Below are 16,039 nucleotides of genomic sequence, written 5' to 3' on the forward strand. Positions count from 1 at the left end.
CCCAGCGCCGCGTCCACGCCCAGGCCGAGCAGCGTGCCGGCGTGCCTGAGCGCGTCGCGTACGGCGGCCATGGCGCCGATGCGCAGCGGCTCGGCCGGGACGGCGCCGTCGTGGCCGCCTTCGGCCAGCCACAACGCCCGCAGGGTCGCGGCCCTGACCACGGTGCCGAGGGTGGTGCTGCCGCTGGTGCCGAACAGGTCGTCGTGCCGCCACATCGCCAGCGCCACGGTGAGGGTGCGGCCCAGCGCGCCCAGGTCGGCCGCCGCGGCGACGGCCCGCGCGAGGTCGTCGAGCACCCGCCCCGCCAGCTCGCCGATGCCGCACAGCGCGGCGTCGAACAGCACGTCGGCCAGCCGGTCCAGGTCGGCGTCCCTGATCCGCTCGGCGAGTACGGAGGCCGCCGCCTCCTGCGGGTCCACGCCGTACCCGCCCGCCTCGATCAGCGCGGGCAGGCGGTCGTCGGTCTCGGTCAGCGTCCACCGCTCGATCAGCTCGGGGCCGCCCGCGGGGCGCGGTCCCGAGGTGCGGAGCACGCCCGGGATGCCCAGGACGCGCAGTCTGTGCAGGAAACGGCTGCGCTCGCGGCCGGCCTGCTCATCGAGGTGGAGCCGCTCGTCGCCGGGGCCGCCCAGCTCGGCGAGCACCGCGTGGACCAGCGGCGGCAGCGGGGTCGAAGGGTGCAGGCGGCCGGTCCGGTCACCGCTGAGCGCCGCGATCATCTCCACGACGACCGGATGGTGGCCCGCCTGGAGGGTTCCGCGCGACGTCCAGGGCAGCGGGGTCTCGAGCGCCTCGCCGATCAGCGCGGTGGCCAGGCCGTCGAGCACGTCGACCCGCGCCGGATGCGGGTGGCCGCGCATCAGCGCGACCCCGTCGGCGGTGGCGCGCGCGGCGATCAGGTCGGCGGTGGACACCGGCCGGCGCTTGGCGCGCAGCCTGGCCGTCACCGCCTCGGTGAGCCTGCGGGCGGCTCCGCCGGGGCCGTGCTCCCACAGGTCCTGGTAGTAGCCGGGCGACGGCATGCCCGACTGGTAACCGTCGAAGGCGTCCAGCCGGCGGAACGAGTACGGCACCAGATAGCTGCCCACCGCCGCCCCCTCGGGCGGCTCCGGCACCTCGGGCCAGCTCCGCTCGCCCTGCTCGGCCAGCCGGATCAGCGCGGGACGGTGGAAGCCGCCCGTGACCACGACCACCGGCCGCTCGCCCGCGTCGCCGGCGGCCGCCCGGATCCACCGCGCCATGTACGCCTCGCGGGCCGCGTCGTCGGGACCGGTCTCGGTGTCGCCGCGGACGAGGTCGAAGTAGGTGGCCAGCCGTTCCGCCAGCCCGTCGGCCGGTTCGATCTCGAACAGCTGGTCCCACAGCGCGTCCACGTTGTCCACGGCGAAGGCGCGGCAGAGCCGTCCGGTGACCTCGTCGTAGCGGGCCTCGGCGTCGGCGTACCGGTTCCCGCGCTCGGCCAGCGCGGGATGCCAGGCGGGCAGGTCGATGAAGCGCAGCTCGGCGCCCGCCTCGCGGCCCGCGCTCAGCGCCGCCCACTCGGGGGAGTAGTCGCACAGCGGGGTCCAGGAGCTGTGGCGCCGCTGCGCGTCGCGGTAGCTCGTGTGGACGGCGATCGGCAGCTCGTGGCCGAGCAGGAGCTCGTCCATCCGGTCGTTCATCTCCGCCGGGCCTTCGACCAGCACGTACGCGGGCCGTACGGAACGGATGGTGCCGGCGACCAGCCGGGCGCAGGCGGGACTGTGGTGCCGCACGCCGAGGAAGACGACCGCCATCGCTCAGCCCGGCAGCAGGTGGCGGGCGTCGTACAGGGCCTGCCACTGGTCGCCGTGCCGCCTGCGCTCCAGGTATCTGCGGAGTTTGGCCAGGTCCTCCGGGTTGTCCTTGGCGGCCGTACCGGCGAGGCAGGAGACCAGGTCTGCGGCGGTGCCCGGCTCGCCGCGCAGGAACCAGCCGCGCAGCCCGACGGCGTGGGCGACCGAGACGGCCTCCGCGGTGCTCATCACCCCCGACAGCCGGTCGGTGGCGTCGCCGCGCGCCGTCTGCCCCTGGCGCAGCTCGCGGAAGGTGGTGACCAGGACCTCCAGCACGTCACGGCGCGGCGGCGCGGTCACGCCCGAACGTTCGAGCAGCGCCCCCGCCTCGGCCTCCACCAGCGCCAGCTCGGTCTCGAAGTCGGCGATCGGGAAGACGGTCTCGAAGTTGAAGCGGCGCCTGAGCGCGGCGCTCATCTCGTTGACGCCGCGGTCGCGGGTGTTGGCGGTGGCGATGACGGTGAACCCCTCCTGCGCGAACACCATCGACTCGGGACCACTCAGCTCCGGTACGGCGAGCACCCCGTCCGACAGCGGCGACAGCAGGCAGTCCTGCACCTCCAGCGGGCACCGGGTGATCTCCTCGAAACGCACCACCTTGCCCTCGGCCATGCCGCGCAGCAGCGGCGCGGCCACCAGCGACCGGGTGGAGGGACCCTCGGCGACCAGCAGCGCGTAGTTCCACGAGTATTTGATCTGGTCTTCGGTGGTGGCCGCGCCGCCCTGGACGGTGAGCGTCGAGGTGCCGCTCACGGCCGCGGCGAGCAGCTCGGACAGCAGCGACTTCGCCGTGCCCGGCTCGCCCACCAGCATCAGCCCGCGGTTGGTCGCGAGCGTCACCAAGGACCGGTCGATCAGCGAGGGATCGCCCACGAACTTGCGGCTGACGCCCAGCGTCTCGTCCCCGAGGACGAACCGGCGGGCGGCCCGCAGGCTGAGCGCCCAGCCGGGCGGCCGGGCGTCGGTGTCGTGCTCCCGAAGCCTGGCCAGCTCATCGGCGTAGCGGATCTCGGCGGGGGGCCGCTGGGCGTTCATCGGGCGATGTCCTTCAGGTCGCGGAGGATCTCGGAGGTGGTGATCGGGTCGAGGCCGTCGAACCCCAGCTCACCCAGGCTCTGCTCGTCGGCGAAGTCGGGATCGCCGATCACGATGCCCGGATCGAGGCCGATCGTGTAGGTCCTGCCGCCGGGCACGTCCCGTTCGATCCAGCCCTGCCAGCCGGCGTCCTGCGGCGTGCCGCGCCGCCAGCCGCGCCGCTCCAGGCCGATCACCGCGCGGGTGGGGACCTTGGCGGCCTCGATCTCGGCCACCAGCGCCGGATCCGGCTCGTACGTCTCCCTGCCCAGCTGCGGGAACGGCTGCAGGATCTCGTAGTCGGCGAACACCTCGGACCAGGCGGCCAGATCTTCGCCCAGCTCCAGCGGATGCACCACGCCCACGACGGCGTCTTCCGGCAACGTCAGCGTGTCGTCCCCGACGTCGGCGAAGGTGCGGTCCTCGGCCACGCGCAGGGTGCCGGTGAGCCGGCCCGACGGGTCGTACCGGCCCCAGACGAGCCGCCGTACGATGTGCCAGAGCAGCGGATGGCCGACCAGCAGCCTTTCGAAGTCGGCGGCGCTCCAGCGGCGCCGGTTCACCATCGCCTGCTCCAGGCGGTGGATGGCGTCACCCGCCACCGAGCGCACGTCCTTCTTCAGCCCGGCGAAGCGCCGGTGGGCGGCGGGCGCCAGCTCCGGATCGTCGTTGGCGCCCGGTTTGGGGAGGTTTTTCAGCCGCTTGCCCGAGGCGTCGGCCACGTACGGCTTGAGCTGCTCGTCGAAGCCCACCACGAACCGCCGGCGGCCGTAGTCGAGGGTCAGGCTGCCGTCGGCGGACAGGCCGAAGTCGGGCACCAGCCGGTCGGCCAGCTCCTGCGGCGTCAGGCCGAGCTCGGCGGCGACCTCCTCCATCTTCAGCTTGGCCTGGTGCTTCAGCCCGCTGAACTTGACCTTCTCGGCGATGCCGTGCAGGTGCATCAGCGCGACCTCGGAGCCGATGGCGGCCAGCAGGTCAAGCCCGGCGACCGCGCGCGCGTGCCCTCCCTCGCCCGGCCAGGTCCTGATCAGCGGGGTCAGCCGGCGTACGGTCTCGTCGTCGCCGAGCAGCGCCTGCGCGTCCATCACCCAGCTCTCCTTGGCCGGGAAGCCGGCCAGCTGCCAGCACTGGAACAGCGCCCAGGCGAAGTCGGCGAGGCTGCGGCCGTCGCACGCCTCCTTGACCAGGTCGAGACCGGCGTACGGGGCGCCGAGCCTGGAGATCGCCAGCATCGTCGTCACGTGGCGGACCGCCTCGGGAGGCAGCGCGCCCGCGTCGCCGCGCAGGAGGATCGGGGTCATGATCGCGGTCTCCGTCCACTCGGGCACCACGGGCAGCCTGGCGGGCAGCGCGTCGAGCGGGTCGTTGGCGAGCAGCCCGGCGACCGCGGCCTCGGCGGCGGACCCGTACCCCGTGGCGGCCGCGGCCACGGTGCCGCGGTGACCGTCCGCGACCAGCGCCGTCAGCGCCTGCTCGGCCCGTTGCCTGGCCGTGCCGGGCTTGCCGAGAGCCACCGGGATCAGCGCCCTGGCGGCCGCCTCGGGGTGGCGGTTCAGCCAGGCCAGCGCGGTGGCGCGGACGGACTTCAGCCGGGCCAGCCAGTCGGCCATCAGCACGGCGACCTCCGGCGCCGCGAACGGCAGCAGCGCCGCGGCGACCCCGCTGGGCCCGCGCCGGGCGCTGTCGAGCACCATCGGCAGGTCACCCGGCCCGAACCTGGCCACCACCCTCGGCATCCAGTCGCCGGCCCCCCACAGGTCGCCGGGGCGCCACGTCCCGATCAGCGGCGCGGCCAGGTCCTCGGGCCCGGCGACGAACAGGGCGATCTCGTCGGACCAGTAGCCGTCGCGGCCCTCAGCGATCTGGCGGGCGATGTCCTTCCAGCTCCGGCGCGAGGACCGATCCCACGAACCGTCATTCGCCCGGGAACGCCAGTTGTCCTGCTCGCCCGGCGCCCACACGAGGGCCGGCTCGTCGGTGCAGGCCAGGCCGTCCACCACGACCGCCTTGCTCGCCTGGCGCGCGCGGCTCCAGGGCGGGCTGACCAGCACCTCGGGCAGGGCCTCCGGCGGAGCGACGGGGACGGTCGCGGCGTTCACGATCTTGTCGATGCGCTCGGCGGCGGCCATTCCGGACCGGGTCGCCTCGTCCACCAGGTCGGGATGGGCCGCCACGTGGGCGCGCAGCAGCAGGTCCACGACCTTGCCGCCGGACTCGGCCAGCATCCGCATCGCGCGGCGGGGGAAGAGGGAGGCCGCGCGCAGGAAGGCCGGCTGGGTGTACTTCTGCTCGATGCGGTCGAGGAGCGCCCGCATCGCCGGGTCGTACGGCAGCTCGGCGAGCACGCCCAGCAGCAGCTTCTTGCCGGCGGCGTCGTAGGCGTGGTCCACCCAGGCGGTCAGCATCGGCACGGCCGCCTCGCCCAAGCCGTCGATCACCGTGACGGGCAGGTCGGGGGAGCCCCCGACGTAGTGATCCCGAACGTGGTCCATGATCAGCTCGGCCTGCTCCGGCGTGCTGACGGCCGAGATCAGGCGGACGGCGAGAGCCGGGAGGACCTGGCTCACCTCGGCGCAGTCGGCCGCGACCCAGCCGGTCTCGGTGGGCGCCAGGCAGGAGGCCGCCACGCGGTGGTGCAGCCCGCGTTCGCGGCTCAGCGCCAGCGCCGCGACGACCTCGGCGTACTCGGCGTCGGACGCGGCGGCCAGCACGGCGCGGACCCGGGCGCCGATCTGCCGCGTCGGAGCCCAAGGGTCGGGGGCCTCGTCGTCGCCCAGCCGCCGGACCACCCAGGTGTCCCCGTCGTGGACGTGCTCCAGCGGACCCAGCTCGGTCACGGCCACCGCCGCGAACACCGGGCCGCGTTCGGTGAGCCAGGCGTCGGCGAACAGGGACATCGTCTCGCGCTCGTTCCATGGCAGGGACACGGCCACCGCCTCGGCGACCACCGCCGCGCCCAGCGGTGTGCTGCCGGGCTCCCCGGCCAGGTATGCCGCGCCCGCGGACGCGAGCTCCGGCTGCGGGCACTTCGCCACCGTGTCGGCGAGCACTTTCCGGCGTTTGTCCAGCTCGGCGGCCAGTTTCCCGGGCGCGCCCGGGTCCGGCCGCTTCACGGAGACCTTCGCTCCGCCGCGGCGGGGGTGGAGCGCGCGCGACCAGGCGGCCGGAAACGTCAGCCGCTCCTCGTCCGCAGCGCTGACGGCGGCCGGTGGCTTCGCCTGCGGCGAGGAGACCGTTTCGTCCTCCGTGTAGCCCTTGCGTAACTTCTCCGCCACCAGCTTGTCCGCCGCCGCCGTGGCTGCGGCGGCCGAGCCGAACGACTTGACCTGCGTCTGCCCGTCCGTACCCATCCGCCCATACCGGATGTGCAGCTCCGAGCCGTCCTGACGCACCTCCCAGAACTTGGCCGAACCCCCACCGACGAACGTCAGCGTCCGCTCCACGCCCATGCCGATACCCCCACCCTGCATCCCGTCAGCCTTTGATCGACAGCGGCGAGTATGGCGTGACCGACCGACAAACTCGCACGTAACCAGATCAGGGATCGTCCGCCCGCCGGGAGCGGTTGTGGACGGCACGAACCAAACGTCGTGACCGCCTGTCCAACAGGGCATAGCGAGGGGAGGACCTCCATGACCATCAGAGTGCTGATCGCCGGGTTCGTGGCCGTGGCGCTGACGATGACCGGCGTCCAGCCGGCGAGCGCGAAGGAACCGAGCGCGAAGGAGCCGAGCACGCTCGTCGGGAGTGTGCGGGCCGCGGAGTCGAAACCGTGGATCAAGCTGGCCGGCACGTCGGGCAAGGTCAACGACGAGGCGGGCAAGCTGCGCCTGGCTTCGTACTCACTCGTCTTCGACGCCGGCCAGGGTCACTACGGTTACCTGCGCGAGGGCGAGAAGTTCGTCAAGACGCCGTACCGAGCGGCGCTGGTGGCGCCCGGGGGACGGTGGGTGGCCGGGATCCCGGACTACCGGTTGTGGACGGCCCAGAAGAAGATCGATCTGATCGATCGCCGGACCGGCCGGAAGCACACCGTTCGTCTCCCCGCGCCGGTGACGTCGCCCGAGTGGGCGCCGGACGGCCGCACCCTTCTGCTGACCGCGTACGACAAGCGCCGTGACGGAAGCCTGACCATCATCGGCTTCATCACCCTGAACGTGGCCGATAGGGTGCCCCGGCTGGTCGAAGCAGGACCCCGTCACATCGTCTCTGACTGGTCCATCGGGCGTGAGTTCCGGTTCTTCTTCGCCGGCGGGTCCGCTCGGGTGCTCGCCAGGCACAACGAGGCGGACGACTCCTCGCCCAAGAGCCGGATCGCCGTCTACGACCTGCGCGGAAAGCCGCGCAGGTACTACACGGGGGTCGGTGCGCCGGACGAGTGGTCGGCCGCGCAGGTGTTCTCGCCTTCGGGGCGGCTGCTCGCCACGGTGGTCCGCGACGACGACCTCAGGGCCGAGATCCGCATCGTGGAGGCGGCGACGGGGAAGGTCGTCCACCGGTTCGGCGGCAAGGACGTCCGCGCCTTCATGGGCTGGTACGACGACGCGCACGTCATCGTGCAGCGGGAACGTGGCCGCACACAGCTCTTCCAACGGGTCGATCTCTCCGGCGGAGCCGCCCTCGACCTGATCAGGGAGAAGCTCGTCGCCAACCCGGCCGAGTACGAGCCGCATCTGGAGCGGGTCAATTTCGTCCGCCTGGACTAGAGATCGGGCCCTTGCGTTTCGGGCCGGCCCGCTCCGCTCCACCTGGCCGTTGATCGGCTGCGCCGCCGGTACTCGGTGGGCGTCAGACCGACCAGCGTACGAAAGCGGCGGGCGAAGTACGTCGGGTCGTCCCAGCCGACGGCGGCGCCGACCCGGGCGGCCGGCAGGGCCGAGTGCGCCAGCAGTGTCGCGGCGCGCTCGGCCCGCAGCCGTGCCAGGAACCGCAGCGGCGTCAGCCCGACATGCCGGACGAACAACCTGCCGAGATAGGCGGGATCCAGATTGACCGCCCGGGCGAGATCGTCCAACCGCCACGGATGGGCGGGCTCCGCCTCCAGCCGGGCGATGGTGGCGGCGACCGCGGGGGAGACGGCGGGTTCTGGCGCCTCCCGCACGAGGTCGCGGCCGTCGGCCAGGACGCCGAGCACGGTGACCAGCCGGCCCAGCACCCGGCCGGGCCGGCTCTGACCGGCCCCGAGGTCGCGTTCGAGCAGTCCGATCTTCGCGATGGCCTCCTCGGCGACGGCCGGGCCGACGGTCGTGACCGCCACGCCGTGCGTACCGGACGCCACCGGATCGGTCCACAACAGTCCGCGCAGCATCGGGATGTCGTACAGCAGCGCCAACTCGGCCCGCAACGCCTGGGCGGACAGGCAGCAGTTGGCGACGGTCAGGCCGGCGCAGTCCAGGAACCCGTGCCAGGCGCCGGGCCGCAGCACGATGACCTGCCCGAGCCGCAGCGTCCGTTCACCCTGGCTGGTCACGTGGCGCCCGTCACCGGCTCCGATCACGGCGATCTCAAGGAAGTCGTGCGCGTGCGGTTCGACGCCGACGTCCAGGTGGTGCACGCCTGCCAGGACGGGGCTCCCGGCGAACAGCGCATGCTCGTGCAGCGTGGCAGGCATGTCGGGATCGTACGACCACAGGCCGGGATCGGCCTAGCCCCGGACGGCCTGCCGCGACGACGCTTGTCTCAGTCAACCTTGGAGGTCAGCGATGACGACGACCACGAACGAGCACCCCGTCAGCGACGTCGGAGCAGACGGCCGGGTACCGGAGGACCTGGTGGCGTCCTACCGCGAGCACGGTTTCGTCCGAGTACGCGGCGTCCTCGAACCCGCCCGGATCGAGCGCTACCTGGCCGGCGCCTCGGCGTTCCTGGCGGCGCACCGCGCGGAGAGCCTGGAGCGGCAGGGCGTCTTCAGCCAGCTCGTCAACGTCTGGCAGCGTGACCGGACGCTGCGGGAGCTCACGTTCGACCGCAGGCTCGGCCGGATCGCCGAACAGCTCGCCGGCTTCCCGCTCCGGCTCTGGCACGACCAGATGCTGGTCAAAGAGCCGCACAACAACGCCGCCACGGAGTTCCACCAGGACCGCCCGTACTGGCCGCACACGGGTGACCGGCTCCCGCTGTCGGCGTGGATCGCGCTGGTCGACGTCCCGCCGGAGCGGGGCTGCATGACCTTCCTGCCCGGCACCCAGGACCGCACCGGCCTGCGCCCGCAGGACCTCCACCAGGAGGAGGACCTGTTCGAGATGGACCCGTCGCTCCGCTGGATCCCGCGCGTCACCGTGCCGCTCCGGGCCGGCGACTGCACCTTCCACAGCGGTTACACCGGCCACATGGCGCTGCCCAACCGTACGGACCAGGCCCGGTTCGCACACGTCATCATCTACATGGACGATGCGACCCGATACGGGGGGACCGGGCACGTCGTGACCGATCCCCTCGGACTCGCCGCAGGCGACCGCCTGAACGGCGACACTTTCCCCCGCCCCTGGGCTTGGCACGCCGGCCGGCAGCAAGGCGTGGCCCGACGTTGATCGGGCCACCGAGCCCGTCAACCGCTGCGGTCAGGCGAACCGCCCACGGCGACAGCCGCCCAGCCTGCCACCGTCGTGCCGGCCACGAGCAGAGCCAAAGCACTCATTGTCTGTCCATCGGGATGAATCAGCGCCTGGCCACGCACCGCCTGCCACGTCACCAGAACGATCAGACCCGCGTACGCCACGGCGGCCACGATCATCAGGCCCACCCGGGTCCGCTCGTCCCGCAGCCGGGCGACCCGGCCGGCCAGGAACCCGAGCACCAGCGCCACGACCAGCATGACCTGCAACCCGTGCAGACCGACGAAGTGCGGGATGCGCAGATCGCCGCCGACCGTGCTCCAGCCGGTCAGCGGCAGCCCGGGACCGCCGTCCGGAACGCCCACATTGTGCTGGGCGCCCAGGGGGATCGCATGCCCGGCCGCGTCCATGGCCGTCCACACCTCGCTGGACCGCGCCGGTATCCAGAACCCGAGACCGATCCCCACGATCACGAAAGTCAGCCCCGCCCGAATCGCCCAGGTGAGCACCCGATCGCCCACCCGTTGGAAGATCAGCAGCCCGGCGAGAACGAAGTTCGCCAGCATGAGCAGTTGCACGCCCACACCGAAGATCAACGAGATGCCGTCGGTGAACGGGTCGTCCGCCTGGTTGAAATGGCTGAACGTGCCGCGCGCCGCCTGGACCACGACGACGCCGACGTCGACCATGCCGGTCACGGCCAGCAGCGTCGCCATCCACCAGGTCCAGCGACCAGCCCGGTGCGGCAGAGTCAGCAACCAGGCCAGGGTGAGGCCGTACACGATGAACGACACGGCGAACTTCAGCGGCTTCGCCCAGACCGGCGCGCCGAGCAGGACCCGGTCGTCGACCACCATGCCCACGGCCGAGACGACCAGCAGCAGCGCCATGGAGGCGACCATCAGCAGAAGCGGGCGGTGCAGGCGCGGGACCGCCGTACGAACGGGTTCGAGGACCTCGGACATCGGCACGGCCTTTCGAAGCGGAAGCCGCAGTGGAGGAACAGCCCCAACGGTAAGAATCGGCGTGATTCCGCCCCACCCCGTTGACCCCCCAACCCCGAGAACGGCTAGCCCTCCCAGGGGCGGTAGGGCCAGCCGTACCAAGATCCATGACCTGCACCCATGGTGGCGGCCGGCTGTGCGGGCTCTCGCCGGGCGAGGAGCGAGACGGCGACCCGGGAGGGATGGGAGGCTTGGACGGTGCGTACCTGGTTCGAGCCCGAAGAGGCCGAGGAGTTCGAGGCCGCCAAGGACCTGCTGATCCGGCGGTGTGTCACCTGGGCGGAGGAGCATGGGCATCCGGTCGATGGCCTGCTGCTGTCCGCCGCCGTCGACGCGCGGCACGAGAGCCGTGACGGCCGGCTGGCCTACTGGGACGGTGGGTGCATCAGGTTCTTCCTGCTGCGGTACGTGCCGTACAAGGTGACGGCCTCGCGGGAGGAGCTCGACCTCGCCCCGGAGGTGCTGCGTACGTTCCTGCGCTATCTCGACGTGACGGGCCTTCGCGACCCGCGCGGCGCCACGCTCGCGGAGGCGGAGGAGATCATCGATGGGGCGCGGGCGGAGTACGCCGCCGCGCTCGACGATCCCACGCTGCGGGGGGTGGCGACGTTCTGGGCCTACACGGCTCTCGATCAGGGCGTCGATCTCACCGTTCCTGGGGCGTTCGAGCGGTTCAGGCGCGATCTCGACGCCGGTCGCGTTCCGTATGACGAGCAGGTGCTCGACAAGATCATGCAGAACCGCTTCGTGAACGGCGGCATCGGTGAGGAACGCGCCCTCCCCCAGCCGCCCGTCTCCCTGCCGCCCGCCTCCGCGCTGACGGAGGCCGCCACGCGCAGCCGGACCGTCCAGCGGCTCATCGCGCTGGCCGATTGGGTGGGCAAGGACGGCCGCGCCCTCACCGACGCGGGCAACCTCCGCGTCGCCGACGCCCTTGAGGTGTCGGCCCTGCTGGGCACCGGCGAGGACCGGCTGCGCGTCCGCAGCGCCACCGACCTGCCGCAGCTCAACCTGCTGCTCGCCTGGGCCAAAAAGCTGCGCCTGACCCGCACCGCCAAGGGCCGGCTCCTCCGCGTGGCCAAGGCCGCACCCCTGCTGCGCGACCCGGAGGCGCTGTGGCGGCGCGCGTTCGAGGTGCTGCCGGAGCTGGGCCGGGCGGTCACGGTGCCCGTCGCGACGTGGCGGCCCGAAGCCATTCTGGCCGAGGTCTTCGACGAGATCCTGCCGGACGTGCTCAACACCATGTACGGGCTCGACGAGATGCCGATGGTCCGGCTCGAAGAGACGGTGTGGCTGGCCTGCCAGGAGTACTTCGTTCTCGACCAGGAGGACGAACGCCTGCGCGATCTCTGGCGCCGCGAGGCCGCCCAGGACCTGGGGCGCACCTTCGAGGTCCTGTCCGACCTCGGGGCCGTGGAGCTCACCCGCGGCCCCGCCGACCCCCTCTACGCGAGCGACCTCGACCACGACGACCAGCCCTTGCCGCCGGAGGCGGTCGAACGCCTGCGCGCCGCCCTCGCCGAGCCCGACCTCGCGCTGGTCCGCCTCACCCCGCTCGGCGTGCGCGGCGTCCGAGACCGCCTCCTCGCCGAGGGCCGCGACGCTCCCCTCATCGGCGAACTGGCCACCGCCCCGCCGGCCGGGCTGCTGGGGGTGCTCGCCCAGCACTATCCGCCGGAGGACGCCGTCACGGAGCTCCAGGGGTGGCTGGCCCGGCCGGGGCAGGACATCGAGACGTTGCTGCAGGCCGTGCGGGACTGCCCGTTCCGTACGCGGGCGGGGGCGATGCTGCGCGTGCTGGCCGACGCCCTTCCCGAACGGCGGCTGCCGCATGACCTGCGTCACGACCCGGTCCTCGGGCCCACCGTGTGGACGCAGCTCATCGATGCCGGAGAGATGAGCCACGGGTCGTTGAGCGAGCGGGAGAACCTGCTGTTGGGGGCCGAGAACTTCCTGTCGGTGCTGGAGCTCGCGGGGCCGGTGGGGCTTGTGGAGCAGCTCAAGAGGATGGGGGGCGGGGACGCGTCCGAGTTCGTGGCGGCGATCCTGGCGTCGGGGCACCCCGATGTCGTGGGCTTGCGGGAGCTGCGTGAGCTGGTGGCCGAGCCGCTCCGCAGGACCGCCCGCCACCCGCTCCGCCTCGTCCCCACCCGGCCGCCGGGAGCCCGGGGCCGCCGCAAGAAGCGCAAACACTGATCTCGCTCCTCGACCCGCACGACAGGGCTCGGAGCGTTCTACGCGTTCGGGTCCCAGTCTGCGAGCAACTCCATCGGCTTGGTGTCGCCGGTGGTCTCCAGGCCGTCGAGCGGGCGGCGCTCGTAGAAGTAGAGGACCAGTTCGCTCGCTGCGCCCCGCATCACCATGTCGCCCGGCTCCGCGTCGGCGGCGAGGTCGTCGCAGCGGACGCCGTCGGCGTTGAGGGTCAGGCGCCAGGAGCGGCCCTCGGTCGCGTGCAGGTCGATGGTCGCCGGCTTGAACGGCCAGGGGACGGACGTCGCCGCGACGGTCATCAGGAACTCGTCGACGCCCTCGACCGCGACGTCCGCCGGCAGCGGCTGCGCGGCCCCCTGGGTGAGCTGGACGTCGTAGGTGTGGACGGCGATCTCCTGGATCTGGTGCCGGGCCACGGCTCCGCTGGTCTCCGGGGCCTGCGAGCGGCCCCACCAGGTCCAGCAGCCGCGATCCGGGCCGGCCTCGCGCATCGCGTCGAGCATGAGCTCGGTCGATTCGGCGAGCCAGGCGTCCAGGGCTTCGCGATCGCGGGGCGCGGTCGGGGCGCCCTTCGGGTCCGTCCTCGCCGGGGGCCCAGCGCCCGGGCCCGCCGCGACGATGGCGGCCTGGCGGCGACGGCCGTCACCGAGGTGCTGCGCCAGTTCGCGCAGCGTCCAGTTCGGGCAGGTCGGGACCTGGACGTCGAGGTCGGGGGCGGACGCGATCGCGGCGCGGAACGCGGCCGAACGGTCTTCGATCAGCCGCAGGACCTCGGGGAACTCCAAGATGTTCTGCACGTGGGTTGTGTATCACGCCGCTCCGGCCGCCACGTACCTGGCCACGGTGTCACGCGCGACGCCCAGGCTGTTGACGATCTCTCTGACGGAACGGCCTGGATACCAATGCGTCAAGATCTTTGCGATGTCGGCCACGTGGAACGCCTTCCGCGCCATGAATGACTGCCATAAGGATCACGGACTGGACTGACCGAATCCAGACGGCACGCACGCGTCGCGACCCGGCTCAATTCCATGATCGAGGCGTTACCGCCCGGCTCGAATCGGCGAAGGAGCCTGGGGAAGGGTGGCTGTAGCGCGATTGTCACGAGGCTGAAGGCAAGAGAAGTGGGCGGAGTTGGCGGACGAACTCGATGACGTCTGCTTGATGGTCTCGTCCCGGTCCTCCCTTGACGATGTGGATGGCCAGCATTTTGGTGCCGTCCTGTGTCCAGGCGAAGGCCTTGGCTCCAACGGTATTTCCGTCCGTGTCTTTTATTATCGCGCTGTAGCCTGGGGTGAGACCGTTGGGCAGATCGATCCCCCTGTCCCGGGTTCTTCCAAGTTCCAGGCTTTGCAATGTTGAGGCAAATGGGATTTGCAGCTCTACGGTCATCGACGCCTTGTCCTCGATCCTCGGCGACATGCTGATCACGCAGGTCGAATCAGCGCGACGGCGGTGACGCGCTCGGCGGGGCCGGCGGTGACCACGATGTCCGCGCCGTCCACTGCGAGCCGCCAGTCAGCCCCCGTCGGGACGGCGTCCGGCACGCCCAGGATCGTGGCCAGCCAGTTCGAAGCCTCTCTCGGGTCGGCGGTCTCCACCACAAGGTGGTCGATGCCGAAGCTGGACGACAGCCGGCCGCGGGCGCGCATCGGTTCGCGGCGCTGCTCGGGTTCGGTGGGATAGGTCAGCAAGAACGGCGACCACTGCGGCCCGTCGGTGGGGAAGGCGAGGGGATGGGAGGCCTTCCGGTCGCCGCGCGGCATATCGATCATGATCACTTCGGCGGCGACGCCCGCCGAGCGCATGCGTTCGGTCGCTCTGGCGGTCTCGGGCACCTCGAAACCGATGGCGAAGGCACCGCCGCCGGCGGCCAGCATGGCGTCCACGGCAGGCAGTGTCTGCCGGGGACCACCGGGCAAAGGTTCGGACGTCCATTCCTCGCGGTCGAGCACGGTGTACAGCTCCTGGAGCTCGGGCTCAGCCCGGCGAACGCACTCCGCGCGTATCAACACCTGAGGCTGCTGATCGCCGGGTTCACCGAGTTCTACGACTCCTGGCACGACCGGCCGCCGGCAGGGGTGGACCCGGCCGACTGGGCCGTCGTGGCTCCGCAGGTTCAGCGTGCCGGCGCCGACCTCGACGCGCCGCATCTGAGCCGGATCCTCACAGAAGCCGGCCCACAGCGATCGGACGATCTGTTCGAGAGCACGGTGGACACGCTCGTGGCGTGGCTGGAGCGGACGAGGAAGGGTTGAGCGTCAGGATCCACAGCCGACGATCGGGACGATGGCCACCCATTCGGGTGCGGGGCCTGGTTCGTGACGGCCTCATGGCGCTTTCCGGCGGGCTGGCGTGGTGCGCGCTGCACGTGGGGCAGTGGCTCAGGGCCGGTGCCGGAACGGGGTGAGGGTGGCGCGGACGATGTCGGCGGCGCCCCAGTCCGGCTCGAATTGGGCGATCACGGCCAGGTGCTGGCGTAGTTGCAGGATCGGCATGCGTTCGCGCCAGTCGCGATCGAGTCCGGTCAGCTCGGCGTACAGCTCGAAGAACACGTGCGCCTCGGGTGGCGGTGCCGTGGTCCACAGGTGGGCCAGGTCGACTTCGGCCCATGTGTACGACACGGCCGGGTCGATGAGCGCGGGCCGCCCATCGGGGGTGGCCATGATGTTCAGCGTCCACAGGTCGCCGTGTGTCAGGCACGCGGGCTTGGCCGGCAGCAGTTCGGGTAGCCGGTCGCACAGTCGCTCTAGTGCTGCTCGGTCCGTGGCGTCGAGCGCTTGCCGGACGCGATGTTCGCCGAGCCAGCGCAGCAGGCGATGCTGGGCGAAGAACTCGTACCCGTCGTCGTCCCAGGTGTTGACCTGCCGGCGACGGCCTAGCCAGTTGTCGCGGTGCCAGCCGAATCGGGGGTGGGGCGTGGTGGTGTGCATGCGGGCGAGTGCATGAGCGAACTGCTCCCAGAAGGACTCGGTTTCCGGCCGGGGCTGGAGCGTGGACAGCACGAGCAGGTCGCGGTCCGTCAGGATGATCTTGGGTGTGGCGACTCCGCCTGCCTCGCGCAGTGCGGTGAGCCCTTCGGCCTCCGCGGCGAAGACGTCGCTCGACGGCGGCTCGCCGAACGCCTTGACGAACACCGACGTGCCGTCACCGCGGCGCGCCAGCCCCGCGGTCGCGGCGAGGCCCCCGGTGACCGGCTCGACCGCGGCGATGTCGGTCAGGCCCGCCGCGTGCAGGCGTTCGAGCAGCAAGGATGTGGGCATGAGGGCCATCCTGCCTGATTCGTGGCGCCGACCGATCGGGGAGGCGGCCAGCGGCCTGCACGGTGCCAACCGCCTGGGCGGCAACTCCCTCATCGAGCTCCTCGTCTTCGGCCGCATCG

13 protein-coding genes are annotated in these 16,039 nt (G+C 71.9%); 3 read left to right on the top strand and 10 right to left on the bottom strand.

Going from position 1 to position 16,039, the window contains the following annotated elements:
* The 3 genes from ABFX54_RS52755 to ABFX54_RS52765 form a co-directional block, all read right to left on the bottom strand.
* Positions 1-1,775: DUF5682 family protein (locus ABFX54_RS52755; protein ID WP_346114853.1), on the bottom strand; the 1,775-nt coding region annotated here is incomplete at its 3' end.
* A 3-nt stretch (positions 1,776-1,778) separates the two neighbouring features.
* Entirely contained in the window at positions 1,779-2,849 is a 1,071-nt protein-coding gene (locus tag ABFX54_RS52760) for an ATP-binding protein (protein ID WP_346114854.1), read from the bottom strand.
* Positions 2,846-6,358 (bottom strand): DUF4132 domain-containing protein, encoded by a 3,513-nt coding sequence (locus ABFX54_RS52765; RefSeq protein ID WP_346114855.1) that lies wholly within the window; start codon positions 6,356-6,358, stop codon positions 2,846-2,848. Before ABFX54_RS52765 ends, ABFX54_RS52760 begins: the two co-directional genes overlap by 4 nt.
* A gap of 162 nt (positions 6,359-6,520) precedes the next feature.
* On the opposite strand from ABFX54_RS52765, the gene ABFX54_RS52770 reads away from it, so the two are divergent.
* Positions 6,521-7,594, top strand: coding sequence for a TolB-like translocation protein (locus tag ABFX54_RS52770; RefSeq protein WP_346114856.1), 1,074 nt, complete (start codon positions 6,521-6,523; stop codon positions 7,592-7,594).
* Here the strand turns inward: ABFX54_RS52770 and ABFX54_RS52775 are convergent.
* Positions 7,591-8,499 (bottom strand): AraC family transcriptional regulator, encoded by a 909-nt coding sequence (locus ABFX54_RS52775; protein WP_346114857.1) that lies wholly within the window; start codon positions 8,497-8,499, stop codon positions 7,591-7,593. The genes ABFX54_RS52770 and ABFX54_RS52775 overlap by 4 nt on opposite strands.
* A 91-nt stretch (positions 8,500-8,590) precedes the next feature.
* Here ABFX54_RS52775 and ABFX54_RS52780 point away from each other — a divergent pair, with 91 nt between their 5' ends.
* On the top strand, positions 8,591-9,418 hold the full coding sequence (locus tag ABFX54_RS52780) for a phytanoyl-CoA dioxygenase family protein (RefSeq protein ID WP_346114858.1): 828 nt from the start codon (positions 8,591-8,593) through the stop codon (positions 9,416-9,418).
* A gap of 17 nt (positions 9,419-9,435) precedes the next feature.
* On the opposite strand, the gene ABFX54_RS52785 is transcribed toward ABFX54_RS52780, so the two are convergent.
* A complete protein-coding gene (locus ABFX54_RS52785; protein ID WP_346114859.1) occupies positions 9,436-10,407 on the bottom strand; it encodes a hypothetical protein in 972 nt (323 codons plus the stop codon).
* A gap of 237 nt (positions 10,408-10,644) precedes the next feature.
* Here ABFX54_RS52785 and ABFX54_RS52790 point away from each other — a divergent pair, with 237 nt between their 5' ends.
* The gene (locus tag ABFX54_RS52790) at positions 10,645-12,642 is read left to right on the top strand and encodes a hypothetical protein (RefSeq protein ID WP_346114860.1); all 1,998 of its coding nucleotides are present in this window, start codon (positions 10,645-10,647) and stop codon (positions 12,640-12,642) included.
* Positions 12,643-12,680: 38 nt separating this feature from the next.
* Here ABFX54_RS52790 and ABFX54_RS52795 read toward each other — a convergent pair whose 3' ends face one another.
* The 5 genes from ABFX54_RS52795 to ABFX54_RS52815 form a co-directional block, all read right to left on the bottom strand.
* Positions 12,681-13,454: a maleylpyruvate isomerase family mycothiol-dependent enzyme gene (locus ABFX54_RS52795; protein WP_346114861.1), complete on the bottom strand. Its 774-nt coding sequence runs from the start codon at positions 13,452-13,454 to the stop codon at positions 12,681-12,683.
* A 12-nt stretch (positions 13,455-13,466) separates the two neighbouring features.
* The gene (locus ABFX54_RS52800) at positions 13,467-13,589 is read right to left on the bottom strand and encodes a hypothetical protein (protein ID WP_346114862.1); all 123 of its coding nucleotides are present in this window, start codon (positions 13,587-13,589) and stop codon (positions 13,467-13,469) included.
* 169 nt (positions 13,590-13,758) lie between these two features.
* Positions 13,759-14,049, bottom strand: coding sequence for a hypothetical protein (locus ABFX54_RS52805; protein ID WP_346114863.1), 291 nt, complete (start codon positions 14,047-14,049; stop codon positions 13,759-13,761).
* Positions 14,050-14,084: 35 nt separating this feature from the next.
* Positions 14,085-14,537: a VOC family protein gene (locus tag ABFX54_RS52810; RefSeq protein WP_346114866.1), complete on the bottom strand. Its 453-nt coding sequence runs from the start codon at positions 14,535-14,537 to the stop codon at positions 14,085-14,087.
* Between the two features lie 504 nt (positions 14,538-15,041).
* Positions 15,042-15,920 carry a fructosamine kinase family protein gene (locus ABFX54_RS52815; protein ID WP_346114864.1) on the bottom strand — a complete coding sequence of 293 codons (879 nt, stop codon included), beginning with the start codon at positions 15,918-15,920 and terminating at the stop codon, positions 15,042-15,044.
* Positions 15,921-16,039: the final 119 nt, after the last annotated feature.

It is taken from the genome of Nonomuraea maheshkhaliensis (genome assembly GCF_039529435.1).
In the GTDB taxonomy this organism is placed as follows: Bacteria; Actinomycetota; Actinomycetes; order Streptosporangiales; family Streptosporangiaceae; genus Nonomuraea; species Nonomuraea maheshkhaliensis.